The 25938-nt window shown below is 72.2% G+C and carries 27 protein-coding genes; 14 read left to right on the top strand and 13 right to left on the bottom strand.

What is annotated here, in order from left to right; genetic code table 11:
- Positions 1-14 precede the first annotated feature (14 nt).
- Positions 15-830 (bottom strand): methyltransferase domain-containing protein, encoded by an 816-nt coding sequence (locus ACFZDL_RS07710; protein ID WP_353596506.1) that lies wholly within the window; start codon positions 828-830, stop codon positions 15-17.
- A gap of 154 nt (positions 831-984) precedes the next feature.
- Here ACFZDL_RS07710 and ACFZDL_RS07705 point away from each other — a divergent pair, with 154 nt between their 5' ends.
- On the top strand, positions 985-1482 hold the full coding sequence (locus ACFZDL_RS07705; RefSeq protein ID WP_353596507.1) for a DUF2267 domain-containing protein: 498 nt from the start codon (positions 985-987) through the stop codon (positions 1480-1482).
- A 111-nt stretch (positions 1483-1593) separates the two neighbouring features.
- Entirely contained in the window at positions 1594-1785 is a 192-nt protein-coding gene (locus ACFZDL_RS07700; RefSeq protein WP_353596508.1) for a DUF2795 domain-containing protein, read from the top strand.
- A 128-nt stretch (positions 1786-1913) separates the two neighbouring features.
- On the opposite strand, the gene ACFZDL_RS07695 is transcribed toward ACFZDL_RS07700, so the two are convergent.
- Both ACFZDL_RS07695 and ACFZDL_RS07690 read right to left on the bottom strand, forming a co-directional pair.
- Positions 1914-3203: a zinc-dependent alcohol dehydrogenase gene (locus ACFZDL_RS07695; RefSeq protein WP_353596509.1), complete on the bottom strand. Its 1290-nt coding sequence runs from the start codon at positions 3201-3203 to the stop codon at positions 1914-1916.
- Positions 3204-3288: 85 nt separating this feature from the next.
- Positions 3289-3822, bottom strand: a complete 534-nt coding sequence (locus ACFZDL_RS07690) for a GNAT family N-acetyltransferase (protein WP_353596510.1) — start codon at positions 3820-3822, stop codon at positions 3289-3291.
- Positions 3823-3909: 87 nt separating this feature from the next.
- Between ACFZDL_RS07690 and ACFZDL_RS07685 the strand changes: the two genes are divergently transcribed.
- Entirely contained in the window at positions 3910-4503 is a 594-nt protein-coding gene (locus tag ACFZDL_RS07685; RefSeq protein ID WP_353596511.1) for an XRE family transcriptional regulator, read from the top strand.
- Positions 4504-4550: 47 nt separating this feature from the next.
- On the opposite strand, the gene ACFZDL_RS07680 is transcribed toward ACFZDL_RS07685, so the two are convergent.
- Positions 4551-5915 (bottom strand): hypothetical protein, encoded by a 1365-nt coding sequence (locus ACFZDL_RS07680; RefSeq protein WP_353596512.1) that lies wholly within the window; start codon positions 5913-5915, stop codon positions 4551-4553.
- A gap of 95 nt (positions 5916-6010) precedes the next feature.
- Here ACFZDL_RS07680 and ACFZDL_RS07675 point away from each other — a divergent pair, with 95 nt between their 5' ends.
- A complete protein-coding gene (locus ACFZDL_RS07675) occupies positions 6011-6502 on the top strand; it encodes a MaoC family dehydratase (protein ID WP_353596513.1) in 492 nt (163 codons plus the stop codon).
- 1 nt (position 6503) lies between these two features.
- On the opposite strand, the gene ACFZDL_RS07670 is transcribed toward ACFZDL_RS07675, so the two are convergent.
- The 7 genes from ACFZDL_RS07670 to ACFZDL_RS07640 form a co-directional block, all read right to left on the bottom strand.
- On the bottom strand, positions 6504-7514 hold the full coding sequence (locus ACFZDL_RS07670; RefSeq protein WP_353596514.1) for an ornithine cyclodeaminase family protein: 1011 nt from the start codon (positions 7512-7514) through the stop codon (positions 6504-6506).
- Positions 7511-8530 carry a 4-hydroxy-2-oxovalerate aldolase gene (gene dmpG, locus ACFZDL_RS07665; RefSeq protein WP_353596515.1) on the bottom strand — a complete coding sequence of 340 codons (1020 nt, stop codon included), beginning with the start codon at positions 8528-8530 and terminating at the stop codon, positions 7511-7513. The genes ACFZDL_RS07670 and dmpG overlap by 4 nt, the downstream gene beginning before the upstream one ends.
- Complete coding sequence (locus tag ACFZDL_RS07660) at positions 8527-9453, bottom strand: acetaldehyde dehydrogenase (acetylating) (protein WP_353596516.1); 927 nt, start codon at positions 9451-9453, stop codon at positions 8527-8529. Before ACFZDL_RS07660 ends, dmpG begins: the two co-directional genes overlap by 4 nt.
- The gene (locus ACFZDL_RS07655; protein ID WP_353596517.1) at positions 9440-10537 is read right to left on the bottom strand and encodes an aldolase/citrate lyase family protein; all 1098 of its coding nucleotides are present in this window, start codon (positions 10535-10537) and stop codon (positions 9440-9442) included. Before ACFZDL_RS07655 ends, ACFZDL_RS07660 begins: the two co-directional genes overlap by 14 nt.
- Positions 10537-11796 carry an aminotransferase class I/II-fold pyridoxal phosphate-dependent enzyme gene (locus ACFZDL_RS07650; protein WP_353596518.1) on the bottom strand — a complete coding sequence of 420 codons (1260 nt, stop codon included), beginning with the start codon at positions 11794-11796 and terminating at the stop codon, positions 10537-10539. The genes ACFZDL_RS07655 and ACFZDL_RS07650 overlap by 1 nt, the downstream gene beginning before the upstream one ends.
- Complete coding sequence (locus tag ACFZDL_RS07645) at positions 11793-12641, bottom strand: cupin-like domain-containing protein (protein WP_353596527.1); 849 nt, start codon at positions 12639-12641, stop codon at positions 11793-11795. Before ACFZDL_RS07645 ends, ACFZDL_RS07650 begins: the two co-directional genes overlap by 4 nt.
- Positions 12642-12707: 66 nt before the next feature.
- Entirely contained in the window at positions 12708-13889 is a 1182-nt protein-coding gene (locus ACFZDL_RS07640) for an MFS transporter (RefSeq protein WP_353596519.1), read from the bottom strand.
- Between the two features lie 385 nt (positions 13890-14274).
- Between ACFZDL_RS07640 and ACFZDL_RS07635 the strand changes: the two genes are divergently transcribed.
- The 5 genes from ACFZDL_RS07635 to ACFZDL_RS07615 all read left to right on the top strand — a co-directional run bounded on the left by ACFZDL_RS07635 (position 14275) and on the right by ACFZDL_RS07615 (position 19297).
- On the top strand, positions 14275-15777 hold the full coding sequence (locus tag ACFZDL_RS07635; RefSeq protein ID WP_353596528.1) for an aminopeptidase P family protein: 1503 nt from the start codon (positions 14275-14277) through the stop codon (positions 15775-15777).
- A gap of 216 nt (positions 15778-15993) precedes the next feature.
- Positions 15994-16647 carry a peptide deformylase gene (gene def, locus ACFZDL_RS07630; RefSeq protein ID WP_353596520.1) on the top strand — a complete coding sequence of 218 codons (654 nt, stop codon included), beginning with the start codon at positions 15994-15996 and terminating at the stop codon, positions 16645-16647.
- A gap of 194 nt (positions 16648-16841) precedes the next feature.
- Positions 16842-17597 (top strand): GNAT family N-acyltransferase, encoded by a 756-nt coding sequence (locus ACFZDL_RS07625; RefSeq protein WP_353596521.1) that lies wholly within the window; start codon positions 16842-16844, stop codon positions 17595-17597.
- A 125-nt stretch (positions 17598-17722) separates the two neighbouring features.
- Complete coding sequence (locus tag ACFZDL_RS07620; RefSeq protein WP_353596522.1) at positions 17723-18478, top strand: lysophospholipid acyltransferase family protein; 756 nt, start codon at positions 17723-17725, stop codon at positions 18476-18478.
- A gap of 240 nt (positions 18479-18718) precedes the next feature.
- Positions 18719-19297 carry a LuxR C-terminal-related transcriptional regulator gene (locus tag ACFZDL_RS07615; protein ID WP_353596523.1) on the top strand — a complete coding sequence of 193 codons (579 nt, stop codon included), beginning with the start codon at positions 18719-18721 and terminating at the stop codon, positions 19295-19297.
- A 120-nt stretch (positions 19298-19417) separates the two neighbouring features.
- On the opposite strand, the gene ACFZDL_RS07610 is transcribed toward ACFZDL_RS07615, so the two are convergent.
- A complete protein-coding gene (locus tag ACFZDL_RS07610; RefSeq protein ID WP_353596524.1) occupies positions 19418-19768 on the bottom strand; it encodes a hypothetical protein in 351 nt (116 codons plus the stop codon).
- On the bottom strand, positions 19765-21480 hold the full coding sequence (gene ctaD, locus ACFZDL_RS07605) for a cytochrome c oxidase subunit I (RefSeq protein WP_391190631.1): 1716 nt from the start codon (positions 21478-21480) through the stop codon (positions 19765-19767). The genes ACFZDL_RS07610 and ctaD overlap by 4 nt, the downstream gene beginning before the upstream one ends.
- 105 nt (positions 21481-21585) lie before the next feature.
- On the opposite strand from ctaD, the gene ACFZDL_RS07600 reads away from it, so the two are divergent.
- From ACFZDL_RS07600 to ACFZDL_RS07580, 5 genes are read left to right on the top strand one after another with little or no spacing between them, the layout of a single operon-like run.
- The gene (locus ACFZDL_RS07600) at positions 21586-22134 is read left to right on the top strand and encodes a sigma-70 family RNA polymerase sigma factor (RefSeq protein ID WP_353596087.1); all 549 of its coding nucleotides are present in this window, start codon (positions 21586-21588) and stop codon (positions 22132-22134) included.
- Complete coding sequence (locus ACFZDL_RS07595) at positions 22131-23102, top strand: CU044_5270 family protein (protein ID WP_353596088.1); 972 nt, start codon at positions 22131-22133, stop codon at positions 23100-23102. Before ACFZDL_RS07600 ends, ACFZDL_RS07595 begins: the two co-directional genes overlap by 4 nt.
- 55 nt (positions 23103-23157) lie before the next feature.
- Positions 23158-23889 (top strand): hypothetical protein, encoded by a 732-nt coding sequence (locus ACFZDL_RS07590; RefSeq protein WP_353596089.1) that lies wholly within the window; start codon positions 23158-23160, stop codon positions 23887-23889.
- Positions 23886-24659, top strand: coding sequence for a two-component system response regulator CseB (gene cseB / locus ACFZDL_RS07585; protein WP_353596090.1), 774 nt, complete (start codon positions 23886-23888; stop codon positions 24657-24659). Before ACFZDL_RS07590 ends, cseB begins: the two co-directional genes overlap by 4 nt.
- Before the next feature lie 2 nt (positions 24660-24661).
- On the top strand, positions 24662-25936 hold the full coding sequence (locus tag ACFZDL_RS07580; protein ID WP_353596091.1) for a HAMP domain-containing sensor histidine kinase: 1275 nt from the start codon (positions 24662-24664) through the stop codon (positions 25934-25936).
- The last annotated feature ends 2 nt before the right edge of the window (positions 25937-25938 follow it).

The following is a 25938-nucleotide window of genomic DNA, read 5'->3' as shown; positions in this document are numbered from 1 at the left end:
CGCGCCGCGGCGGATCAGCCCTTGCGGGCGTAGCCGAGGTAGGTGACCTGGGGCCGGGCGTCGGGGGCCAGGACGAAGTCGACGATGGGCGGGATCTCCTCGTCGGTGATCCGGCCGCGGCGACGCGCCATCGTGGCCTTGACCAGGCCGCGCGGATCACGGGGCTGGAAGTCGCAGACGTCCTCGTTGCGCAGGCCGTGGCGGCGCAGCGCCTCCGTCAGTTCGGCGGGGGTGCGCAGCCGGGCCGCGGCGTAGCGCCCGGGCGGCATGATCCGGGTCATGGGCAGGCGCTGGAAGGCGAGGAGGTAGATCAGCCGGGACAGCGGGGTGCGGTTCACGGTGTCGTAGACCAGCACGCCGTCCGGCGCGAGCACCCGGGACGCCTCCGCCAGGACCCGGTCGAGGGCCGGGGTGACCTCGAAGGTGTCCGCGCAGTAGACGAGGTCGAACGCGGCGTCGGCGACGCCCAGTTCCTCCGGCGGCGCGGTTTCGTACCGGACGGCAAGGCGCTCCCGCTCCCCTCCCGCTCCCTCGTCCGATCCCCGCTCCCCCGCTTCACGCTCGCCCGCCTCCCGCGCGAGCGCCGTCGCGGACGCGGAGGGGTCGACGGCGAGGACGTCGAATCCCAGCCCGGCCAGTCCGCGGGCCAGCAGTCCGCGGCCGCTCCCCACCACCAGGGCCCGGCTCCCGGCCGCGGTCAGTCCGACGCCCCGCAGGGTTCTTCCCACGTACTCCAGGCGGCTGGCCTGGAAGGCGACGGCTCTGATCTGACGGCCGTCCACCGCTTCGGGTGACGGTGAGTCCAGTTCGATGCGCGGCGCTCGGGCCATCCTCTGCTCCCTCTCGTCCTTCTTCGGCCTTGCCCTCGTGTGCGGCTGTGTCCGACGTTAACAAGGGGCGTATGACGGCCCGCCGGCGGTTCGCGGGGGCGGGCGTGGGCACTCGGCTGACGATGCCGACAACGCGACGCTGGGGGTGCTGATCATGCGCTACGAAGAGCTGACGAGGCAGGTTCAGGCGCTGGCGCAACTGCCCGACCGGCAGTCGGCGGAGCGGGCGGTGCGCGCCACGCTCGAGACCCTTGCCGAGCGGATCCCGGACGGCCTGGCCGATCACATGGCGGCGCAGCTCCCGGCCGAGGCGGCCGAGCCCATGCGGCGGGTGGCCGCGTCCCACGAGGCGTCGCCCGCGCAGCGGACCTACCGGCGTGACCACGGCGAACGGTTCGACCTCACCGGCTTCGCGGGGCGGATCGCCTGGCGCGCGCGGACGTCGGAGGACGAGGCGATCCGGGAGGCGAGCGTGTTCTTCGAGGTGCTGGACTCCGCGGTGAGCCCGGAGCTGATGGAGAGGCTGTACAAGGCGTTGCCGGGTGACATTCGGGAGCTGCTGCCGGAAGCGCGGGCGCTCGAAGACCGGCGGGGCCGGGAGGAACGGGGCCGGAGGGAACAGGGCTCCCGCCCGCAGCGTGGGTCCGCGTGATGAGCCCGCCCCGGTTGAGGCGTTATGTCCGGGTTGACCCCACCGCGTGAGGGTACTGGGGAGCGATCGATCCCTGAAGCGGGGTCGGAACGCACACTCTGGAGGATCACCATGGCCGAGACCAGGCCCACGGACGTGCAGAAGGCCCTCAAGGGCGCCAGCTACCCGGCCGACCGGGAGTCCCTGACCAGGGTCGCGAAGGACAACCGCGCCGACAAGAAGATCGTGGAGGAGATCTCCCATCTGAAACGCGACCGGTACGAGGGCCCCAACGAGGTCGAGAAGGAGCTCTACGGGTCCTAGCGCCCGACGGCGCGCGGAGGCAGCCACGGCTGCCGCTGCACACGCTCCTCGCCCCTGACCCCGTGCGGCGGGGTCAGGGGCGAGGACGGAGATCAGCGGTGGCGGAGGACAGCCGTCCGGCCAGCCGGTCAGCCGTGCGCACCCGCCGTGGTGGCCGCGCCCGTGCCCGCGCTGTGGCCGTGGCCCGGGGCCACGCTGCCGGGGCCGCCGATGCCCAGGGCCACCTTGGTCCAGCCCTGCTCCCGGCGGTCGAAGGCGCGGTAGGCCTCGATGGCGTCCTGGGTCCCCGACCAGTGAGTGATGAGCGGGGAGGGGTCGAGTTCGCCGGAGGCGACCATCGAGACCAGATGGGGCAGATAGTGGCGGTGGTGACAGTTGCCCATCTTGACGGTGAGGTTCTTCTGGAAGGCCTCGCCGATCGGGAAGTGCTGCGCCTCGGGCGGGTAGACGCCGACGATCCCCACCGTGCCGGCCTTGGCGGCCATCTGGATGGCCCAGCGGGTGGCCAGCGACGGGGCGTCGCCGGGCCGCCAGGTGCCCTGGTCGTCGGGGTTCTGCTCGGGGGCGGTCTCCCGCACCTCGTGGGCGAACTCCTCCCGCTGCCCGGCCAGGTTGTCGGCCGCGGGGCCGTGGTGGGGGCACGCGGCGTCGATGCCGACGGCGTCGATGACCCGGTCCGCGCCGATGCCACCGGTCAGCTCGCGGACGGCGGACACCGGCTCCTCGGCGTTGAAGTCGACGGTCTCGGCGTGCTGCCGCCGGGCCAGTTCGAGCCGGTCGACGACCCCGTCGACGACGATGACCCGGCCCGCCCCGCACAGCCGGGCGCAGGCGACCGCGGCCTGTCCGACGGGGCCCGCGCCGAGTACGGCGACCGTGTCGCCCGTGCTCACCTCGGCCAGCTTGGCCCCGAACCAGGAGGTCGGGTAGATGTCCGAGAGCAGGATGGCCTGGGCGTCGTCCACCGTGTCGGGCAGCGGGACCAGCCCGGTGTGCGCGTACGGGACCCGGGCGTACTCCGCCTGCAGCCCGTCCAGCCCGCCGGCCGGGTCGGGCCCGCCGAAGAAGGTGGTTCCCGCGAGCCGCCCGTTGGGGTTGGCCTGATCGCACTGGGCGTGGTAGCCGGCCCGGCAGTAGCTGCACACCCCGCAGGCGACGGTGGAGGGGATCACCACCCGGTCACCGGGGCGGAAGTTACGCACCCCGCCGGCCACCTCCTCGACGATGCCCACGGCCTCATGCCCGAGGATCCGTCCCTCCCGCATGCCCGTCATGGTGCCGCGTACGAAGTGCAGATCGGTGCCGCAGATCGCCGACGTGGTGATCCGTACGATCGCGTCATACGCGTCCTGGATCTTGGGTTGGTGCACGTCCTCGAGGCGGATGTCGCCGACGGAGTGCCATACGACAGCTTTCATGGTTGCTCTCTTCCTGGGCGACAGGATGGTTCCCGGCTTACCGGGGTGCCCAGGGGGGAGCGGGGGAAACAGCCGGGCCCGCGCGCTACCAGACGTCGCCGTCGCGCCAGTCGCAGACCAGCTCGGCGGACACGTCCAGGGAGGTCTGGGCCGGGAGGACGAAGACTCCGCCGTCCTCGTCCGGGGTGCGCCGGACGCCCTCGGGGGTGAGCACCGAGGTGGGCCCCTGCCACCGCAGCCAGCCGCGCGCCGCGTAGAAGTCCGTCGCCTCGTCGCTGGAGCCCAGCGCGCCGAGGTCGTAGGCGCCGCGCACCACCCGCTCCAGCGCCGCCATCATGGCCGCGCCGTGTCCGCGGCCACGCCGGTCCGCCCGTACCCCGACGCCCTCCACATAGCCCGCGCGCAGCGCCCGCCCGCCGTGCAGCAGCCGCCGCTGCACCACCGACGCGTGGCCGATCAGCTCGCCGTCCTCCCAGGCCAGGGCGTGGATGCCGCCCAGGGCGTGGTCCCAGTCGTGGTCGCTCATATCGCCTTCGAAGACATCGTCGAGGAGGGCGCGGGCCGCCTTGAGGACGGCGAGATCCAGGTCGGAGGTGTGTGCGGTGCGTATATCGGCCATGACGCCATCGTCACATCCGGCGGGCGGGCGGTGCAGCGGGATTTCGACAGCTTGACAAAGCCGGTTGCCGGATCGGCAAATAGAAGGGTGACGGACGAGGATTTCACCGATGTGCTGACGGGTGTGGGGCCGCGGCTGCGGGCGCTGCGCCAGGCGCGTGGCGCCACGCTGTCCCAGCTGAGCGAGACGACCGGGATCTCGGTGAGCACCCTCTCGCGGCTGGAGTCGGGGCAGCGCAAACCGGCCCTGGAGCTGCTGCTGCCCCTGGCCAAGGCCTATCAGGTGCCGCTGGACGAGTTGGTCGGCGCGCCCGCCACCGGTGATCCCCGCATCCATCCCCAGCCCTTCACCCGGCACGGCAGGGTCTTCGTGCCACTGACCCGCCACCTCGGCGGGCTGCACGCCTACAAGATGATCCTGCCCGCCGGGCAGACACCCGAGGGCACTCGGCTCGAACAGAAGGTGCACGAGGGGTACGAGTGGCTTTATGTGCTCTCCGGCCGGCTGCGTCTCGCGCTGGGCGAGCACGACCTGGTCCTGACCGCGGGCGAGGCCGCCGAGTTCGACACCCGTGTCCCCCACGGCTTCGCCAGTGCGGGCGACCGGCCCGTCGAGGTGCTGAGCCTCTTCGGGGCGCAGGGCGAGCGGATGCACGTACGGGCCCGCCCCTCGGGCGGCTGAGGTGGCGCGGCCACGCGCCTGGGTCCCGGACAGGACCTGGACGTGACCTAGACGGCCACCACGCAGTCGTCGGAGCTGTTGGTGCCCAGGACGCTGACGATCCCGGCGGTGCCGTCGCCGAAGAACCGGGAGAAGATGCCCGCCGGGCGGCCGCCGAACAGCAGCGGCCCGAACACCGGGGCCACATCGACGTCATGCGGCTCCTCGGCGCCGTCGGCGACCATCGCCAGCCGGCAGCTGCGCGGCGCCACGTACTCCTGCACCACGCTGGTGCCCGTCCCGGCGGCCGTGGCCACCGCCGCCTCCCACTGCGCCTGGCCGGTCTCCCGGCCGATGACGACCTGCTTGCCGCTCATCCCGATGCTCTCCTTGAGCACCAGCAGCTCCCGGTTGTCCACGGCGAAGGGGACGAGGTCGACCCTCCGCTCGCCCCGGCTCGTCCACCGGTGGGACAGGACGCGTGTCCACGGCAGATATCTGTCGACCAGGGCCCGCTCCGCCGCGCTCATCCACGGCCGCCCCTCCGACAGCAGGCCCATGGTCAGCTTGCTGGACAGAAACGTGGAGGTCTGGGTGGACACCAGCAGACAGCCGCCTGCCAGCGCGGCCTGTACGGGCGCGGTGTCGATGCCCAGCTCGGCCCAGTCCGGGATGGTGAAGTTGCGCAACCCCAGCGGGTAGCGCAGCCGCGGCGGACAGTCCCAGGCCTCGTGCAGATCCTCGGGTTCGAAGAAGCGCGCCGTCAGCCCGTGGCCGTTGAAGTGGTCGGCCTCCATGTCGAAGTACCGGGTGGACTCCACGCCCTGGTCGCGGGCGCTGCCCACCAGGGCCACCCGGGGCGCCACGGCCAGCTCCGCGCACAGCCCCCGGAACATCTCGGCGCGTACGGTAAACGGGTCCTGGTAGCCGAACGGCAACCGGCCCGCGTCATCGGCGTAGAGCTTGCGCCACACCTCGAGGCGGCAGTGTGTCTCCACCGGCCCGCCGAGCGCCCCGCTGACGTTGAACTCCAGAAAACGCGGCCCGTTCGGCCCGATCACGATGTCCGGCCGGGTCACACAGTCCGCGTAGCGCTCCTCGACGAACTGGTCGGCCAGGAACAACTGGTGTTCGCTCGCCGGCATGCGATATGCCGCCAGCCTGCCGTCCGTGGTGGGCGCGGACTCCAGGGCGGTGCGGCGCACCAGGTCGAGCAGCGCGGCGGTGGCGCGGAACAGCTCGGCGTACGACGCGCGCGGCAGCGCGATGGGAGCGGCGGGCAGCAGTGGCTGGTGCGGCCAGCCGGTGTCCCGGATCTCGGTGCGCAGCATCTCCCGGATGGTGTCCGCGGGCACTACGGGCTTCAGCCGGTGGCGCCCGAACCACGGGTGTCCCGACGCCCCCTGCGTGCCGATGTCCTCGAGCGCGCCCATCCGGCTTCCCCCGCATCCCAGCAGATCCCACATCGCCTTCGCAGAACGTGACTTGGCGAAACGTCAGCATAGTCGGCGCCGTTACCCTTGGCGTCATGACGCTGCGCCGGGTCGGGGACAACGAGTACGTCGAAGAGCACGGTGGGGACTACGAGGACTTCGAGCCCGGCATGGTGATCCGGCACTGGCCGGGCCGGACCATCACCGAGACCGACAACACCTGGCTGACCCTGCTGACCATGAACCAGCACCCGCTGCACTTCGACCGGGCCTACGGGGAGGGCGCCGAGTACGGGCGGGTGCTGGTCAACAGCGGGATCACGCTGTGTCTGGTCGGTGGTATGACCGTGCAGGCGCTGTCCGCGCGGGCGGTGGCCAACCTCGGCTGGGACAAGGTCCGCCTGAGGGAGCCGGTGTTCGTCGGCGATACGCTCTACGCGACCAGCCGTATCCTCGGCAAGCGGCTGTCCAGGTCGCGGCCGGGGCAGGGGATCGTCACGGTGGAGACCACCGGCGCCAAGTCGACCGGGGAGACCGTCATCGTCTTCGAGCGGTCCTTCATGGTGCGCTGCCGCGAGACGGGCTGACTCATCCCGCCTCCGCGCCCGCGGCCTCGTGGAGCGCGGCCGCGGCGGCGGTGTCCTCGATGGCCATGCCCACCCCGCGGAACACCGAGGTCCGGCCGTCCGCCCCGGTCACCCCGGTCACCCCGGTCGCCCCGGTCGCCCCGGTCACCAGCGTGCCCAGTTCATGCAGGTCGGCGACGCCGATCAGCCCGCCGGCCAGCGCGGCCCGCACCTCGCCCGCGTCCTCGAGCGCGGCGGCCCGCTCCTCCACGACGACGAACGCGGACGCCAGGAGCGCCGGGTCGACCTCGATCGCGTCCTCGTGGGTTCCGCCGATCACGTTGACATGTGCCCCGGGGGCCACCCAGTCGGCCGCCACCAGCGGTGTCCGGCCGTCGGTCGAGGTCGCCGTACAGACGACCGCGGCGTCTGCGACGGCGTCCCGTGCGGTGTCGCACACCGAGACCCGGGCAGGGCGGCCCGGTTGGCCCGCTGTGGCGCGGATCCACTCCGCGAACGCCTCCGTACGGGCCCGGGTGCGGGAGAACACCCGGACCGAGCGGATCGGGCGCACCGCGGACACGGCCCGCACCAGCGCCCGCGCCTGCACCCCGGCGCCGAGGACGGCCAGTTCCTCGGCGTCCTCGGGGGCGCACAGACGGGTCGCCAGACCGGCCACGGCGCCGGTGCGGACGGCGGTCAGCTCGGCGCCGTCCAGCAGCGCGGTGATCCGCCCGGTGGCCAGGTCGGTCAGGACGACCACGCCGTGGATCAGCGGCAGGCCGCGGTCCGGGTTGTCCGGGGTGAGCGTGGTGATCTTGACGCTGCCCACCCCGCGCCGCTCCCAGACCGCCGTTCCGGCCAGCAACTGCCGCCGCGGGACGTGTGCGCCGTGCTCGATGATCGTCCGGGCCGGGGACCGCGTCCGGCCCGCCGACAGATCGGCGAACACCTCGGCCAGCGCGTCGATCACCCTCACCAGCCGGTCCCGGCCCGCCATGTCCCGTGCGCCGATGGTCACCGGCCCGGTCATGTGGTGGCCTTCCGGCCGCTCAGCTCGGCCACCACGTCCACGATCAGGTCCTCCTGCCCGGCGATGGCCTGGCGCCTGCCGAGTTCGAAGAACACATCCCGCGGATCGACCTCCGCCCGCCCGCAGTGGTCGAGCACCTGGTGTTTGAACCCGGAGAACACCCCGGCCAGACCGCTGACGATGGACAGCGAGCCGGTGACCGGCGGCGCGGGCATCAGCTCCCGCTCGGCGAACTCGGCGGCGTCGAGCAGCGCGTACAGATCGATGCCCGTCCGGAAGCCGGTCCGCTCCAGCACCGGCACCACCACCTCGAGCTGGGTGTTCCCCGCCCCGGCACCGAAGCCGCGCGCGCAGCCGTCGATGATCCCGGCCCCCGCCTCGGCGGCGGCCACCGAGTTGGCGACGGCCATGCCGAGGTTGTTGTGCCCGTGGAGGATCACCGGTATGCCCAAGGGCCCGACGGCCTCGACCATCGCGCCGATCCGCGCGGTGACGTCCTGGGGCAGGAAGTGGCCGGCGGAGTCCATGATGCCCACCGCCCGTGCCCCGTACCCGACCGCGCGCGCGGCGTGCTCGGCCAGTTCGGCGGGGGTGGCCATGTGGCTCATCATCAGTACGCAGTGTGCCTCCGCGCCCTCCTCTGCCAGCAGCCCGAGATGGCGCTCGGCCAGCGAGGTCTCGGTGCAGTGCACTCCGAGGCGGATCACATCGGCGCCGTGTGCCACCGCCTTGCGCAGATCGCCGGAGGTGCCCCAGCCGGGCAGCATGAACACCCCCATTCTGCTGTGCCGCAGGGCTTCCCGCACGGTCGACAGCATCTCGTCGTCGCTGACGGCCGCCCGTCCCACCTGGAGCGAGGAGGCGCCCAGGCCGTTCCCGTGGCCCACCTCCACCACCGGGACCCCGGCCGCGTCGGCCGCCTCGGCGTACCCCCGCAACGCCGCCACGCCGAGTTGGTGCCGCACCGCGTGCTGGCCGTCGCGCAAGGTGGGGTCGTGGATCACCACGGACCTCATCGGCCCACCCCCGCCCGGGCGGCCGGGGCGAGCCGGGCCGCGTGCTGCTCGGCGACCAGGATGGCGGCCGAGTTGATGATGTCCAGGTTTCCGGCGTACCGGGGCAGTACGTCGCTGTCGGCGGTGATCTCCAGGGAGACCATGACCCGGTCGCCGGTCACCGTGCAGGCGATGACCTCGTACCCGGGCTGATGCGCCCGCACCCGCTTCGCCGCGTCGTCGACCAGGGCGCGCACCGCCGCGGCGTCGGCCCCGGGGACGACCGCGTGGACGGCGGTCCGGAAGGGCGCCGGTGGTACGGCCGGGCTGATGTTGAGGATCGCCTTGGTGTCGCGCACCCCGGAAAACGCGGTGAGGGCGTGCTGGGTGGTGGCGATGTACTCGTCGAGGTTGAGCCGGGTGGCCCGGCCCGCGATGGTGCCGGCCACGGTGGAGACGGCCTCGATGTACTCCACCTCGAACCGGTGGGCGAGGGCGTGTGCGATCGGGATCGACGCCTGTCCACCACAGCTGATGAGGCTGACGTTGCGCCCGGCCGGCGGGCGGGTCCCGGTCACCGTGGGCACCACCATCCGGCCGACCCGGCTGGGGGTCAGGTCGATCAGCAGGGTGCCCAGCGGTTGGAGCAGCCGCCAGTGCTCGGCGTGCGAGGTCGCGTTGGTGGCGTCGAACACCACGTCGAACGGGCGCGGGGCCGCGAGGATCGCGTCGATGCCCTCCGCCGTGGTCGGGCAGCCGAGCCCGGCGGCGTACCGCAGCCCGGCGGACTCGGGGTTGCGCCCGGCCACCAGACCGCAGTTCAGCACGGTGGAGCGGTGGACCTTGCCGACCAGGTCCTGGCCGATGGCCCCGGTGCCGATGACGGCGGCGGTGATGGGCGGGACGGTGCCGGGCCCGGCGGTGGCGTGCTCAGCGACGGTCATGGCCCGCCTCCTCGCCGTCTTCACCGGAGCCACTGCGGCCACCGGGGCCACCGGGGCCACCGACACCGCCGGGGCCGCCGGGGCCGCCGGTCAGGCCGTCGCCCCGGGTGCCGCCGGCACCGCCCTGACTGCGATCGGTGCCGCCGGAACCACCCGCACGGTCCACGCCTTCCGCACCGCCGCCCCGGCCGAACCGCTCGGCCCAGGCGTCCCCGCGCGCCACCGTCGCGCGGGCCATCCGGGCGAACGGCGGGCCGACCATGTTCCCGTCCAGGACGGCGATCCCGCCGTCCGCCGCCCGCACGGCCTCGGTCACCCGCCGGGCCAGCCGCAGCCCGGCCGGGTCTGGCCGCAGGGCCCGGTTGATCGCGCCCAGTTCACTCGGGTGCACGGTCACCTTGCCGTGGAAGCCCAGTTCGCGCACCCGGTCGATCTCCTCCGCCAGCGTTTCCGGCTCGGCCAGCCGGAAGTTGGCGGTGTCGATCAGGGCGGTGCCGTGCCGGGCGGCGGCCAGGACCATCGCCTGGCGGGCCGCGAGCAGGCCCGCCCAGCTGATCTCGATGCCCAGGGCGGCGGCCAGGTCCGCCGAGCCGAGGATCAGTCCGTCGGCGACCGCCGCGATGGCGTCGACACCGGCGACGGCGGCCGGGGTCTCCACGGTCACATAGATCTCGGGGCGGACCCCCGCCGAGGCGAGGGTGGCGCGCGCCAGCTCCACCTCGACCGCGGACTTCACCATCGTCATCACGATGAAGCCGGGCTTGACCGGGCATTCGGTGAGCAACACGAGATCGTGCACCGCCTCGATGGTGCCCAGTTCGTTGATGCGCACGGCGGCGTTCGCGGGCTCCGGCGCCTTCTCCAGCGCCGCCCGGCACACCCTGCGCGCGGCGGCCTTCTCCGGCAGCGGAACGGCGTCCTCCAGGTCGATCAGGTGCACATCGGCGTCGTAGGACCAGGCCCCCACCACCCGGTCAAGCGACAGCGCGGGCGTGTACAGGACGGAGCGCGGGATCGCCCGGGCGGTGCCCGCCGGCGTCAGCGGCAACGGTAGCGGCGGTGGCAGTGGCGGTGTCAGTGTCATCAGGTTGCCTCCCCCGGCACCGGGGCCGCCTGCGGGACGCCCACCTCGACGAGGGCCGCGCACAGCCCGCGGATCTGCTCCTCGGTCTGGCCCGCGCGGAGCATCACCCGAAGGCCCGCGGTGCCCCGGGGAACGATCGGGAAGAACACCGGGGAGACATAGAACCCGGCCCGGTACACCCGGCGGCCCGCCTCGATGACCGTCTCGTCGCTCATCGGCACGAGACGGATCGGGAAGGTCGTCCCCGTCTGCTCGGTCTTGATGTGGCTGTCGAACAGCTCGATGTTGGCCCGCAGCCGCCGCTGGAGACCGGTCAGTTCCTCGGTGCGGTGGATCTCCGCCGAGGCCAGCGAGGCCCCGACCGCGGCCGTGTTCATCGGCTGCGAGTAGCTGAGGGCGCCCGCGAACCGCTCGACCACGCGCAGCGTCTCCTTCGGACAGCCGTCGAGCAGGATCGCCGCGCCGCTGGTCCCGAAGGCCTTGTTCAGGGTCGCGACGGTGATCGTCCGCTCGTCCAGCGCGGGGCAGTGCGAGCGGATGTAGCCGATGCCGCGCTCCCCGTACGCCGAGAGGGAGTGCGAGTCGTCGTAGTACACCAGCAGGCCGTACTTGTCCTGCAGCGTGGCCAGCTCCCGCACCGGCGCGTATCCGCCCAGGCTGTCCGAGCCGTCCACGACGTAGGCGACCCGCTCGTACCGCCTGCACATGTCCTCGAGGAAGCCGAGGTCGTGGTGGCCGCAGGTGACCACCTCCGTCTCGTCGGCGCAGGCCGGCTTGGCCCCGGCCATCGACACATGGCAGTTCTTGTCGAACACCATCAGCGGTCTGACTCCGTTGCCCAGATGTCCGGAGGCGATCAGCGGCAGCAGCCCGGCGCTGGCGACGCCCGCCGAGATCGCGGCCACCACATCGGCGCCGAACAGCTCGCCGAGCGAGGCCTCGAGCTCCAGCAGCGCCGGGATCTGCACCCGGCTGCGCGGAATGCAGTGGTCCAGCACGCCGAACCGGCGCAGCGCGTCGACCGCGCCCTCGATGACCTTGGGGTGTGAGTCCAGATCGAGATAGGAGCAACAGGTGAAGTTGGTGAATTCATGGCCGTCCGCGGTGTGCAGCACGCCGGGCCTGCCGTCTTCGAGTTCGGCCACGATCCCGGCAAGACCGCTGCGCTCGGACAGGTCCCAGAAGCCGTTTCCGATGCCGACGGCCTTGTCGTTGTCGCGGTATCGGTGCGTGGGGTGAATGGTTTTGCGCCCGGTCATGACGCCGCCTCGGCGGGCTGGTAGTTGTAGACGCCCTTGAGCTTGCGGTAGGCGGCCGTGTAGAGCGCGACGCCGAGCACATACGGCCTGCGGAAGATCTTCGCGTCACGCAGCCAGAAGTTCATGTTGATGTTCATCTCGTCCAGCGACTCGGCCTGGTGCCACCAGCCGAGCGGGAGGTAGAGCATCTGTCCGGGCTCCAGGACCAGCTCCCGGCGCTGGGCCAGTTTGGCGACGAGCTTGGGGAAGCGCCGCCGGTCGACCTCGTCGAAGTCGAAGGCCTGCGATTTGTCGCCGAACCCGCGCGCCACCGACCTCGGGTAGTACTCCCGGAATCCCGGGGGCGCCAGGACGAACCGCTTACGGCCCTCCAGCGCTATGTTGAAGTTCTCCAGCTCGTCGAAGTGGCTTTGGGTGAACACTCCGCGGTGGCTGATCCACAGGTTGGCCGCGTTCAACGAGCGCTGGTAGCCGAACAGTTCCTCGGCGTCAAAGCCGAGGATCGCGTCGACATCGGCCGGATTGTTGCGGATGTTCGACACGATACGGTGCCAGGTGCCGGGGTCGGTGCGGTATCGGTCGTCGTCGAAGAACTCGCGGAGCCGGATCTCCTGGGTGGTCCAGCGCCGCGAATTCCGCTTGTCGCTCGGCTCGGTGAACAGGGTCACCTTCATGTTTCCCAGGCGCTCGGCCACGCCTTCTTCGCCCAGGCCCCGGGCGCCTTTCGGTAAATTGATCACCACGGGGACATCCGCCCGGATGAGGGCCCGCCGCCCGAAGGCCATGAACTCGTCGAACGAGAGACGGGGAACCGGTAATCCCCCGAGTCCCTCCCGCTCGGACATGTGATGTGCTGTGCTCACAACTCAGTCCTCATCGCTCTCGTAACGTCGTTGTTCCCAAAACCTGGTTCACTGGGCCGCTTCCGGGGCGGGCCTCGTCCTCAGGAGCGCCGGCTGTCCCGCCAGGCTCAGCCCCATGGCGAGGAGCCCGCCGCCGACCGCCGCCCAGGCCGCCTGCTCGAAGCCGCCCGGGTCGGCCAACCGCCCGCCCACGGCCGTGCCCAGGGCGATGCCGAGGGCACCGGCGCTGGTGAGCCATGAGAACCCCTCCGACAAGGAACCCTTCGGGGCCAGCGACTCCAGCAGCGTGCTGCCCGCGATCAGCCCGGGGGAGATGGCCACCCCCGCGACGACGGCGAGGAGGGCCATCACCAGGGAGGAGTCGGCGAAGGCCAGGGGGACCACGCCGAGCGTCAGCACGGAGGTGGTGATCGACAGCAGCCGCGCCTGCGACAGCCGCCAGTTCACCGCCCCGTAGACCGCCCCGGCGATCAGACTGCCGACCGCCGTCAGCGACAGGAACACACCGGCAAGACCGGAGGCCGACCGCTCCTGGGCGAACGCGATCATCGTGACGTCGACCGCGCCGAGCAGGAACCCCATCCCGGCGTACGACACCATCAGCACCCGCACCCCGGGCACCGCGATCGCCCGCTCGGGCCCATGGCCCGGGGCCGGTTCGGGCGCCGGCTCGGAGCGGCGGTGCAGCGCCACGGCGATGGAGCCGGTCAAGGTCAGCACCGCGCAGGCGATCAGGCCCGCGGCCGGGTGCACCGCCGAGGCCAGGGCGGTGACCAGCAGCGGCCCCAGCAGGAAAATCGTCTCGTCCAGCATGGATTCCAGGGCATAGGCCGTCCGCAGCGCTCCGCGGTCGGCCATCGCCGCCCACCGCGCCCGCATGAACGAGGTGAACGAGACCGAGGCGCACCCGGTGGCCACCGCCGGGACGATCAGCAGCCACAGCGGGGCCTCGAGCAGGATCGACACCAGCAGCAGCGCCATCCCCACCGTGTGCGCCAGGCACGCGGTGAGCAGCACCCGCCGCTGGCTGAGCCGGTCGGCCAGCCGCCCCAGCACCGGGCTGGCCACCCCCTGCGAGACCAGCATGGCCGCGGCCACCGTCCCGGCGTCCGCCAGCGAACCGGTGACCGAGGAGATCAGCATCACACAGCTCAGGGACCGCATGGCGATGGGGAATCGGCCGACCATCCCCCAGAACGCGAGCGCGGCGGCGCCGGGCGCCCGTAGCAATCGGAAATAGGACCCGGGCCCGGAATTCGAGCTCGATGTGCCTTCGGACACCCTGCCCCCGTCAGTGCGAAACGGCCATTCCGAAAAATTACTGACGATCTCGATCCGGAAAACCTGAGGAACGCCACAGATCAAGGAACGAATTGTTCCGCATTGACTGTGCCGATCCCCGTGCCCCCGCGCAATACAGCGAATCGTCATAATAGGCGGGCCGTCACCCGGTTGGCCATGGGTGCGGCGGTATCCGGGACCGAGGGCCATGGCCGGCGCGGGTTTCGGGTGCCTGACTCGTCGAAGCCCGTCCCGGCCCCGTCCCCCATACGATGGCTGCCGGCCGCATGCGATTCAGGAGGTGGTTGTGACCGATTCGACCGAGGAGGCAGTCGTGACCGAGCGGACGTCCGAGAGCCAGGAGCCCGAGCTCCAGGCCCCACAGGGCCCCGAGGGCGAGCAGGACGAGACCTTAAAGCCCCGCAAGAACGGCCTGACGCGTGGCGTGAGCGACGAGCTCGCCGAGAACATGAAACAGGGCTGGGCCGACACCGAGCGGCACGACCTCCAGCCCGTCCCGCAGGCCGAGCACACCGCCCGCCGCCGCGCCGAGCTCTCCGCCCGCTTCCCCGGCGAGCGCCTGGTGATTCCCGCCGGCCGGGTGAAGGTCCGCGCCAACGACACGGACTACCCCTTCCGCCCCTCCTCCGACTACGTCTACCTGACCGGCGACCGGCCCGCCGAGTGCGCTGACGGCGTCCTGGTGCTGGAGCCGCACGACGAGGGCGGCCACACGGCCACCGCGTATCTGCTGCCCCGCTCCGACCGTGAGAACGGCGAGTTCTGGCTCTCGGCGCAGGGCGAGCTGTGGGACGGCCGGCGCAACAGCCTCACCGAGAACGAGAAGCTCCTCGGCCTGCCCTGTGAGGACGTCCGCACACTGGCCGACCGGCTCAAGGAGGCCACCGGCCCGGTCCGGGTGCTCCGCGGTTACGACACCGGCGTCGAGGCCGCCCTGCACGACAAGGTGACCGCCGAGCGCGACGAGGAGTTCCGCGTCTTCCTCTCCGAGATGCGCCGGGTCAAGGACGAGTTCGAGATCGCCGATCTGCGCTTCGCCTGCGCGGCCACCGCGCGCGGCTTCGAGGACGTGGTCAAGGTCCTCGACAAGGCCGAGGCCACCTCCGAGCGCTATGTCGAGGGCACGTTCTTCCTGCGCGCCCGCGTCGAGGGCAACGCCGTCGGCTACGCCTCCATCTGCGCCGCCGGCCCGCACGCCACCACCATCCACTGGGTGCGCAACGACGGCCCGGTCCGCCCCGGGGAACTGCTGCTGCTCGACGCGGGCGTGGAGACCCGCAACCTCTACACCGCGGATGTGACCCGCACCCTGCCCATCGGCGGCCGCTTCACCCCGGTCCAGCGCAAGGTCTACGACGCGGTGTACGACGCGCAGGAGGCCGGTATCGCCGCCGTCAAGCCCGGCGCCGCCTTCCGCGACTTCCACGAGGCCGCCCAGCGGGTGCTCACCGAGCGCCTGGTGGCCTGGGGCCTGCTCGGCGACCTGTCGGTGGACAAGGCCCTCGAACTCGGCATGCAGCGCCGCTGGACCCTGCACGGCACCGGCCACATGCTCGGCCTCGACGTCCACGACTGCGCCGCGGCCCGCACCGAGATGTACGTCGACGGCACGCTGGAGCCCGGGATGGTGCTCACCGTCGAGCCCGGGCTGTACTTCCAGGCCGACGACCTGACCGTGCCCGAGGAGTACCGGGGCATCGGGGTGCGGATCGAGGACGACATCCTGGTGACCGCGGACGGCACCGAGAACCTTTCGGCCGGCCTGCCGCGGCAGGCGGACGAGGTCGAGGCCTGGATGGCCGCTCTGAGGGGCTGACGCCCGCCCGAGGGCGAGGCTGCCGCCCCGCAGCGCACAACGGGGAGAGTCACCGCGGAGCGGCAGCCGGTCCGAGCCGAAACGGCCCGGCCCGAGCCCCCGGAGGCGTGGGTTCTCCGAAGGCTCGCCGGGCAGTACGGATCACGGCCCCCAATTGTTCAGCCTTCCACCACATTCGGTTTGCCGCGGCGGCCAGGACCTTGCCAGGCTGTCCCCATGCCGACCACCCCGCTGCCCGAACTCGTCGACGAACTCCTCGCCGGCCCGCGCCCGTTGTCGATCGTCGCCGCGGGCCGCCCGGTCCTGCGCCGGCCCGCCCTTCCGTACGAGGGGCAGCTGTCCGCCGGGCAACTGGACCGGCTGGTGCGGGCCATGCGGGAGACCATGCACGCCGCGCCGGGGGTCGGCCTGGCCGCCCCGCAGATCGGCATTCCGCTGCGGATCGCGGTCATCGAGGACCCGGCCGAGGTGAGCGCGGAGGTGCGTGAGGCGCGCGGGCGGGTGCCGCTGCCCTTCCGGGTGCTCGTCAACCCCTCGTACGAGCCGGTGGGCGACCCCGGCCGCCGGGCCGCGTTCTACGAGGGCTGTCTCAGCGTGCCCGGGTGGCAGGCCGTGGTCGCCCGTCCCGAGCGGATCCGGCTGCGGGGCCAGGACGAGCGGGGGCGCGAGCTCGACGAGGAGTTCGCGGGGTGGCCCGCGCGTATCGTCCAGCACGAGACCGACCACCTCGACGGCACGCTCTACCTCGACCGGGCCGAGACCCGCTCGCTCGCCTCGGCGCGGTCCGTCGCCGAGCTGTGGTCCCAGCCCACCCCCGCCGACGCGGCCCGCGCCCTGGGCTTCCCGCTGCCGGGCGCCGCCGACCGGTAAACCCTGTCCCAGACGACACATGGGCGTCGCTCGGGTGGACATCGCGTGTGGCGCCCGTGGCAGCACACGTTCGTCATCGACCGGCAGTCGTCGAATCACCGTCCGGACACTGCCGCGTTCTCGTGCCGGGGCAACACTTGCGAAGCCATTCCAAGCCTTCGCTGGTGCTCGATTCCCCTGAACGGAGAACAGGAATGCCCGTGCTCTCGACAACCTCGGTTCCGGCGGACGCCGGCTCCTACGTCACCTCGATCGCACACACCGAAGAGCAGGTCCACGCCGCGCAGCGGCTGCGCTACCAGGTCTTCGGACAGGAAAAGGGAGCCCGGCTGAACACCGTCGCCGACCGGGACGTGGATGAGTTCGACGAGGTCATGGACCATCTGATCGTCACGGACACGGCGACGGACACCGTGGTCGGCACCTACCGGCTGCTGCCGCCGGGGCGCAGCGAGCGGTTGTTCTCGGACACCGAGTTCGATCTGCGCGGGCTCCCGGAGGAGATCCGCTCGTCGATGGTCGAGGCGGGCCGGGCCTGTGTCCACCCCGACCACCGCTCGGGCGCGGTGATCAATCTGATGTGGGCCGGGCTGGCCCGCTACGTACTGCTGTCCGGACACCGCTATCTCGCGGGCTGCGCCTCGGTCCCGCTCGCCGACGGCGGGCAGGCCGCGGCGGACGCCTGGCTGCTGGGCACCACCCGGCACGCCGCGCCGGCCGAGGTGCGGGTGCTCCCGCGCGACCCCTGGATGCCCACGCGGGCGCTGGTGGCCGAGCCGGGCTACGCCGCGCTGCCGCCGCTGCTGCGCGGCTATCTGCGGATCGGGGCCTGGATGTGCGGGGCGCCGCAGCACGAGCGGGACTTCGACGACGCCGACTTCTTCGTGCTGCTGGACACGGAGCGGATGAACGACCGCTATCGGCGCTACTTCCTGGGCGAGTCCCGATGACCCTGTCGATGCCGGTGCCCTCGCACACGAGGGCACCGGGGGACACGGGTGCCGCGGAGGACACGGGGGCCGCGGGGGCCACCCGGTCCCCGTGGACCGCCTGGTCGCCGTGTGACTCCCGCTGTGTGGCACACGCCGCCGCGCGGGTGCGGGCCCCGCGCGCGGCCGGGCGTGCCGCGTCCTTCGCCCGGGTGGCGGGGGGCGCGCTGCTGCGCGGCGGGCGGCTGGCCGAGCCCGATACGCTGCGGGCCCGCGCCGCGGCGGTGCTGGATGCCCTGGACATCCGGCTTGAGGTGCACGGAGGGGGCCTGAGCGTGCCGGGCCGCACCGGCACGCTGGTCGTCGCGAACCACATCTCCTGGCTGGACATCATCGCCCTGCTGGCCGTGGAGCCGGTGACCATGCTGGCCAAGCGCGAGGTCAGTCAGTGGCCGGTGGTCGGCTCGCTGGTGCGGCGGGCGGGGACGCTGTTCATCGACCGAAGCACCCTGCGCGGGCTGCCGGACACCGTCGCGTCGGTGTCCGGGCGCCTGCGTTCCGGCCGTTCGGTCATGGTCTTCCCGCAAGGCGTCACCTGGTGTGCCGGGGCGGGCGGCCGGTTCCGGCGGGCCACCTTCCAGGCGGCGATCGACGCGGGGGCGCCGGTCAGGCCGGTGACCCTGGACTACTTCCAGCACGGAGCGCCCACCACGGTGGCCGCCTTCGTCGGCGAGGACGACTTCGGCAGCTCCGTACGGCGGGTGCTGGGCGCCACCGGGCTGACCGTACGGATGCGGATACACGAACCGCTGTGGGCCCAACTGGGCGCGGACGACCGGCGTATCCTCGCCGCACGGGCCCAGGCGGCGGTGTGCGGAGCGGCGTTGTCCGCACAGGGATGATCTCGGAGCGAATTCCATTCGGGCAGAAACGGGCAGAAGTCTTTCGAATACGGTCAGGGACAACGGGGCGCGGCATTGGTATACACCTTGAAGCGGATCTAAACACCCGTCACCAGAATCCACAGCCGTTGCCGATACGACAGAAAGTGGTGACTACCCTTGGCTGCCCACCCCCACACTGCCCAGGTCACCCCCGATCGCCCCAAAGCCCCCAGGCGGGGGAGCCGGTACGCCACCGGTATGGCCACGCTCACCTCGGACCTGCGGGTTCTCGCGGGCGACGACGACTTCTTCCGCCACTTCGGCGGTTCGTCGGCGGAGCTGTGCGGCCGCGACCTGTTCGATCTGCTGCATCCCAGCGCACCCTCCGTCCTGCGGGAACACTTCTCGCGCCTGCACGACGGCCGGCGCACCCGCTTCACCGAGCGCGTCGTCGGATGCCGCACGGACGGCCAGGTGTTCTCCGGCGATCTGACCGGCACGGCCATCGAGGGCCCCTCGGACCAGCCGTCCGCCATTGTCGTCCTGGTCAAGCCGGACGACGAGGCGGCGGACACCGATGAAGCGGCCACCCTGCGACGGCTGTTGCTCTCCCCTCTGGAGGCCCAGATACTCGAAGGGGTGGCCACCGGCGCCTCGACCGTGCAGCTGGCCACCAAGCTCTATCTGAGCAGGCAGGGCGTCGAGTACCACGTGAGCTCGATGCTGCGGAAACTCAAGGCGCCCAACCGCGCGGCCCTGGTCTCCCGCGCCTACGCGGCGGGCATGCTGACCGTCGGCACCTGGCCGGCCCGGGTACTCCCGGACTTCGTCAAGTAGCCCCCGCCCGGCGGCACGGCGGGGGCGTGCCGCCGCGGGGACTTCGAACGCTCGGCTCTCGCCGACCACTGCGGGGAGGTGCCCCGGGCCAAGGGGCGCCCGGCCAAGGGGCGCCCGCCGCTACCCCGCCCCGAGCACGACGGCGACGACGGTCAGCGCGACCCCGCCGAGCAGGGCGGCCACCAGCAGCCGGAGCCGCAGCCGGCGGTAGATCCGCTGGTACTCCGCCTTCAGCTCCTCACCGCGCCGCGCCACCTTGCGCAGGGTCTGCTCGGTGAGGTCCCACTGGTCCTGGGCGTAGAGGCGCTCGACCTCCTCGCGCTGGGCGACGGTCAGCCACTCCAGCCGGCCCGCGAACCGGCGCGCGCGGTCCGAGGCCCAGTCGCGTTCCGCCTGGAGCAGCAAATAGCCCTCGAGTTGGCTGATGCCCATGGCGATATCGCCGGGCCGCGGAGCGCCCGCCGCACTCATGCTCCTCCCTCCCGCTCAGTCTCGGCGCACTCTGACGCGCGGGCAGACACGCTCATGCCACGCTCCCGCTCTGCGATCTCGGGGTGGTGCAGGTCGAACGCCGGGGATTCGGAGCGGATGCGGGGCAGCGAGGTGAAGTTGTGCCGCGGCGGCGGGCAGGAGGTCGCCCACTCCAGCGAGCGGCCGTAGCCCCACGGGTCGTCGACCTCGACCTTCTTGCCGTACTTGGCGGTCTTCCAGATGTTGTAGAAGAACGGCAGGATCGACAGGCCGAGCACGAAGGAGAAGATCGTCGAGACGGTGTTCAGCGTGGTGAAGCCGTCAGCGGCGAGATAGTCCGGGATCCTGCGGATCATTCCTTCCGCCCCCAGCCAGTGCTGGACCAGGAACGTGCCGTGGAAGCCGATGAACAGCGTCCAGAAGGTGATCTTGCCCAGGCGCTCGTCCAGCATCTTGCCGGTGAACTTGGGCCACCAGAAGTGGAATCCGGCGAACATCGCGAACACGACGGTGCCGAAGACCACGTAGTGGAAGTGGGCCACCACGAAGTAGGTGTCCGAGACATGGAAGTCCATCGGCGGCGAGGCCAGAATCACACCGGTCAGACCGCCGAAGACAAACGTGATCAGGAAGCCGATCGCCCACAGCATCGGCGTCTCGAAGCTCAGCGACCCCTTCCACATCGTGCCGATCCAGTTGAAGAACTTCACCCCCGTCGGCACCGCGATCAGGAACGTCATGAACGAGAAGAACGGCAGCAGCACGCCGCCCGTGACGTACATGTGGTGCGCCCATACGGTCACGGAGAGCCCGGCGATCGAGATCGTCGCGCCGATCAGCCCGATGTAGCCGAACATCGGCTTGCGCGAGAAGACGGGAATGACCTCGGAGATGATGCCGAAGAACGGCAGCGCGATGATGTACACCTCCGGGTGGCCGAAGAACCAGAAGAGGTGCTGCCACAGCAGCGCCCCGCCGTTGGCGGCGTCGAAGACATGCGCCCCGAACTGACGGTCCGCCTCCAGGGCGAACAGCGCGGCGGCCAGGACCGGGAAGGCCAGCAGCACCAGCACACCGGTGAGCAGCACGTTCCAGGTGAAGATCGGCATGCGGAACATCGTCATGCCCGGAGCGCGCATGCAGATGATGGTGGTGATGAAGTTGACCGAGCCGAGGATGGTGCCGAAGCCGGAGAAGGCCAGACCCATGATCCACATGTCGGCGCCCACGCCCGGCGAGCGGACCGCGTCCGACAGCGGCGAGTACGCGAACCAGCCGAAGTCGGCCGCGCCCTGCGGGGTGAGGAATCCGCCCACGGCGATCAGCGAGCCGAACAGGTACAGCCAGTAGGCGAACATGTTCAGCCGCGGGAACGCCACGTCGGGGGCGCCGATCTGCAGCGGCATGATCCAGTTCGCGAAGCCGGCGAACAGCGGGGTGGCGAACATCAGCAGCATGATCGTGCCATGCATGGTGAACGCCTGGTTGAACTGCTCGTTCGTCATGATCTGATGGCCCGGGCGGGCCAGCTCGGCGCGCATGAACAGCGCCAGGACCCCGCCGATGCAGAAGAAGGCGAACGAGGTGACGAGGTAGAGCGTCCCGATCGTCTTGTGGTCGGTGGTCGTCAGCCACCGCACGGCCGCGGAACCGGCGCCCGGGCGGCGCGTGGGCAGGGGCGCCGGTGCCGCGACAACACTGTTGTTACTCATGCCCGGTAGGTGTCCGGCACCCCTGGCGACCTTCACAGGGGAGGCGGAAAAAAGAAAACTTCCCGGGGGTGTGATGATCGGGGGCGTGCCGGACACCTACCGGGCATGAGCCCCGACGAAGCCTTCGACACCGCCTACCGTGAGCATTACTGGGCGGTGAGCCGCTTCGTGGCCCGACGGCTGGACGGCCAGCCGAGCGAGGTCGAGGAAGTCGTCGCGGAGGCGTTCGCCGTGGCCTGGCGGCGCCGCCGCGAACTGCCCGAGCCGCCGCTGCCCTGGCTGTACGCGGTGGCGCGCAACTGCCTGGCCAACGCCGTACGCGGGCGCGGCCGGTACCGCAGACTGCTCGCCAGGCTCGGCCATCACGAGGTGACGGGCGGTCGGCGCACCGTGCCGAGCCCGGACGCCGAGCAGCCGGGCTCCTGGGTGCTGGAGGCGCTGGACCGGCTGTCCGAGGCCGACCAGGAGGTGCTGAAGCTGACGGCGTGGGAGGAGCTGACCGTCGAGGAGCTGGCCACCGTCCTGGGGTGCGGCCGGTCGGCCGCGGCCATGCGGCTGCACCGGGCCCGTCAGCGGCTGCGGGCGCAGATCGACACGGTGCGCGGGGCCGTCCCGGTGCCGACGCGGACGAGCACGAAGGATGAACGGACATGACCGACGAACTCGACCTGCTCCGCGGCGCCAACCCCGTCCCCGCCGACGACGAGCGCTGGCGGGACCGGCCGCTGGACTTCGAAGGGGAGCGGCGGCTGCGGCAGCTGGTGTCCGGGGCCCGGCGGCGCCGCACCGTCCGGCGCCTCGTCATGGGAGTGGCCACGGCGACGGCCGGCGCGGTGGCGGTCATCGCCCTGACCGTCTCGGGCCCGGCCTCCTCCCCGGCCGTGGCCGCCCCGGTGGCGCTGCGGCCGCACGCCTCCGCCGCCGACGTACCGCTCGCGGAGATCGCCCGCCGGGCCCGGGCAGCGGCGGCCGCGGAGCCCGGGAAGTCGGTGCGCGGCAGCCATGTCCAGGACTGGTCGCTGGGCCTGGAGTCGGGCAAGGACGCGGTGACGGTCCCCCAGGAGTCGCTGACGCGCTGGAACGCGGACGGCAGCGGCTCGCTGCTCGTGGTGGCCACCGACCCCCGGCACCCGGGGCGCCCGGTCATCGACGACGGCTACCCGCCCCGTACGGTCCACGACGGCAAGGTGGTGCGCCGGGAGAGCTACCCGGCGGGCATCGACGGAGCGAATCAGAGCTTCTTCGAGCCGCCGCCCGCCGGCACCGCCGCGCTGCGCGACTACCTCGCCGTCTGGCACCCGGACGCGGACCGCGACCCGGACGAACTGCTGGGCGCGGTCGGCGACTTCCTCCGGGTGTGGACACCCGGCCCGCGCGAGATCGCGAACCTGGCCACCCTGCTCTCCCGCGACGCGGACCTGCGGCCGGCCGGCCGGGTCACCGACCGGATGGGCCGGGACGGGCAGGCGTTCGTGCGCACCACCGACGGGTTGCGGCAGATGGTCGTCCTCGACCCGGACGACGGGAGGGTACTCGACATCGAGGAGACCTCCACCCGCGACGACGCCGAGTACCGGATCAAGGCGGGCGATGTGCTCTCGTACACGGCCTGGCTGTCGTGAGCGCTCGGCCGCACAACGTCCGTGCGGCACAAGGGTGTCATAGGCTGATCCGCCTATGCATTCCTCTCCCTCACAGCGGCGGGCGCGGCTCCTGCTGACCGCGCTCGCCGCCGCCGTGTGGATCGCGGGCTGCGCATCGGGGACCGGTGCCCAGGACGACGGCCGCGCGCCCCGGCTGTCCCCGCCCACCAGCGCCGTGCCGCTGTGGCCCGGCTTCACTCCGCCGCCCACGCCCGAGCAGGCGCAGACCGCCCCACGCTTCGTCCGCTATCTGCCCGTCGAGGGGGTGTCCGCGCCCGCCGGCGGGCTGGCGGGGCTGTCCGCCAAGCGGCTGCTGGACAAGGATCCCAATGTGCCGAAGGTGATACAGGAGTCACTGACCGGGTGTCCGGGGGCCCACTGCCCGCTGCGCAAGCCGGTCCTGCGCGATCTGACCGGGGACGGCCGGGACGAGTTGGTGGCCGCGGTCGACCTGCCCGAGTTCCAGCGGACGCTGGTCCAGGTGTACCGGGCGGCGGGCCGGACGGTCAGGCCGGTGCTGATGTACTGGGGCCAACTGGGCGTCACCGGCGAGACGTACGGCCATGACCTGATCATCACGTCGACCGGCGACAACGGCCGGTTCACGGTGCGCTACCGCTGGAACGGCGAGGTCATGGCCGCCGTCACCCCGCGCGGCGCCTCCACCGCCCCGGAGGCCGCGGTTCCCGTCCCCACCGCCCCGGACGTCGCGGAGTCCGTCCCCGGCGGCGTGGCCGAGAGCGCCGCGCCGAGGAGGACGCCATGACCTCCGTCTTCCCGCCGCCCGCCGCCGAGCCGGGCCCCGTCGCGCCCGGCCCCGCCACCGAGGCCCACCTTCTCCTCGTCGAGGACGACGAGGTGATCCGCAACACGGTCCGCATGCTCCTGGAGCGGTACGGGTTCACCGTGTCCACCGCCGCGGACGGCCTCACCGGCCTGGAGCTCTTCCGCGAGCGCCGGCCCGACCTGCTGCTGCTGGACATCATGCTCCCCGAACTGGACGGCATCGGGCTGTGCCGCAGGGTCCGTGAGCTGAGCCTGGCCCCGATCCTGATGATGTCCGCCCGCGGCGACGCCCTGGACGTGGTCTCCGGCCTCGAGGCGGGAGCCGACGACTATGTGGTGAAGCCGGTCGAGAGCGCGGTGCTGGTGGCCCGTATCCGCTCCCTGCTGCGCCGCGCCTCCTTCGCCCCCGTCGAGCGGAGCGCGCCCGGCGGAGCGGAGTGGGAGACGGCCGAGGAGGACGGGCCGCGCACCCTCGCCTTCGGCGAGCTGACCATAGACCCCCGCGGGATGGAGGTGCGCCGCGCGGGCCGGCTCCTGGCCCTGACGCCGACCGAGCTGCGGATGCTGCTGGAGTTCGCCGCCTCCCCCGGCGTCGTACTGGAGCGCCGGACGCTGCTCAGCCGGGTGTGGGACCACGCCTGGCACGGGGACACCCGCGTGGTCGACCTCCATGTCCAGCGGCTGCGGGCGAAGATAGGCGCGGAACGGATCGAGACGGTCCGCGGCTTCGGCTACAAGCTGCGGCGCTGAGGATGGCGCTCAGATGGCGGATAGCCGCCCTGGTGGCGGCGGCCGCCTGTGCGGTCGCCGCGGCCGTCGGCGTGCTGGTGCACCGCGCCTCGCAGGAGCGCGAGCTGTCGCAGGCGCGGGACGCCGCCCGCACCACGCTGGAGCGGGCCGCCGTCATCTATGCCCGCACCGGCGCAGTCGAGGGCTCCGGGGCCTTGCTTGACGCGCCCGGGCTCCCCGGCGGGCTGCGCTCCCTGGTGCGCAAGGGGCACCAGGGCACCGAGTTCACCACGGGGCCCGGTGGGCCCGCGATGTGGGCCGCCAGGCCCGCCGACGGCCAGGTCCTGTCGGTCCGCGTGGACCTGGGCACCTCCATGCGCGACATCAGCGCGCTCGACAGCAACATCGTGCTGGCCGGCCTGATCGCCACCGCCGTGGTGCTGCCGCTGGGCGTGGTGACCGCCGGGCGGATGAGCCGGCGGCTGCGCACCGCCGCGGCGACCGCGCGCCGGATCGCCGCCGGTGACCTGGACGCCCGGATCTCGGCCACGGCCCGCCCGCGCGACGAGATCGCCGAGATCTCCGGGGCCGTGGACTCGATGGCGGCCGCGCTCCAGGAACGGCTGCTGCGCGAGCAGCGGTTCACCGCCGATGTGGCCCATGAGCTGCGCACCCCGCTCATGGGTCTGGTGACCGCGGCCGAACTGCTGCCGCCGGGCGAGGCGGCCGGCTATGTGCGGGACCGGGTACGGGTGCTGAGCACGCTGGTCGAGGACCTGCTGGAGATCTCCCGGCTGGACGCGGGCGCGGAGCGGGCCGATCTGTCGCCCTGCCCCCTCGGGCCGCTGGTGGCCGAGGCCGTCGCCCGTACCGGGCTGGACGTACGGCTGCGCATCGGCCGGGAGGCCACTGGTCCGGGGGCGGAGCAGGGCGCCGGGGACGGGCCGAGGGTATGGACGGACCCCCGGCGGATGGAGCGGATCGTGGCCAATCTGGTCGTCAACGCCCACCGGCACGGCCGTACCCCGGTGGAGGTGACGGTGGACCCGGACCGCGGGTGGGTGACCGTGCGCGACCACGGCCCCGGCTACCCGGACGACCTGCTGCGGGACGGCCCGCAGCGGTTCCGTACCGGGGCGCGGGAGCGCGGCCGGGGCCACGGCCTGGGGCTGACCATCGCGCTGGGCCAGGCGGAGGTCATCGGCGCCGAGCTGGCGTTCCGCAATGCCCCGGACGGCGGGGCGATGGCCACGCTGCGCCTCCCCGCGGGCCCCGAAGCGGCGCCGATACACGACTGATA

Origin of the sequence: Streptomyces sp. NPDC007917, from assembly GCF_042959105.1 — a bacterium.
Classification (GTDB): domain Bacteria; phylum Actinomycetota; class Actinomycetes; order Streptomycetales; family Streptomycetaceae; genus Streptomyces.
The sequence above is the reverse complement of the archived record's forward strand: the minus strand, read 5'-3'. Positions and strand labels throughout refer to the sequence as shown.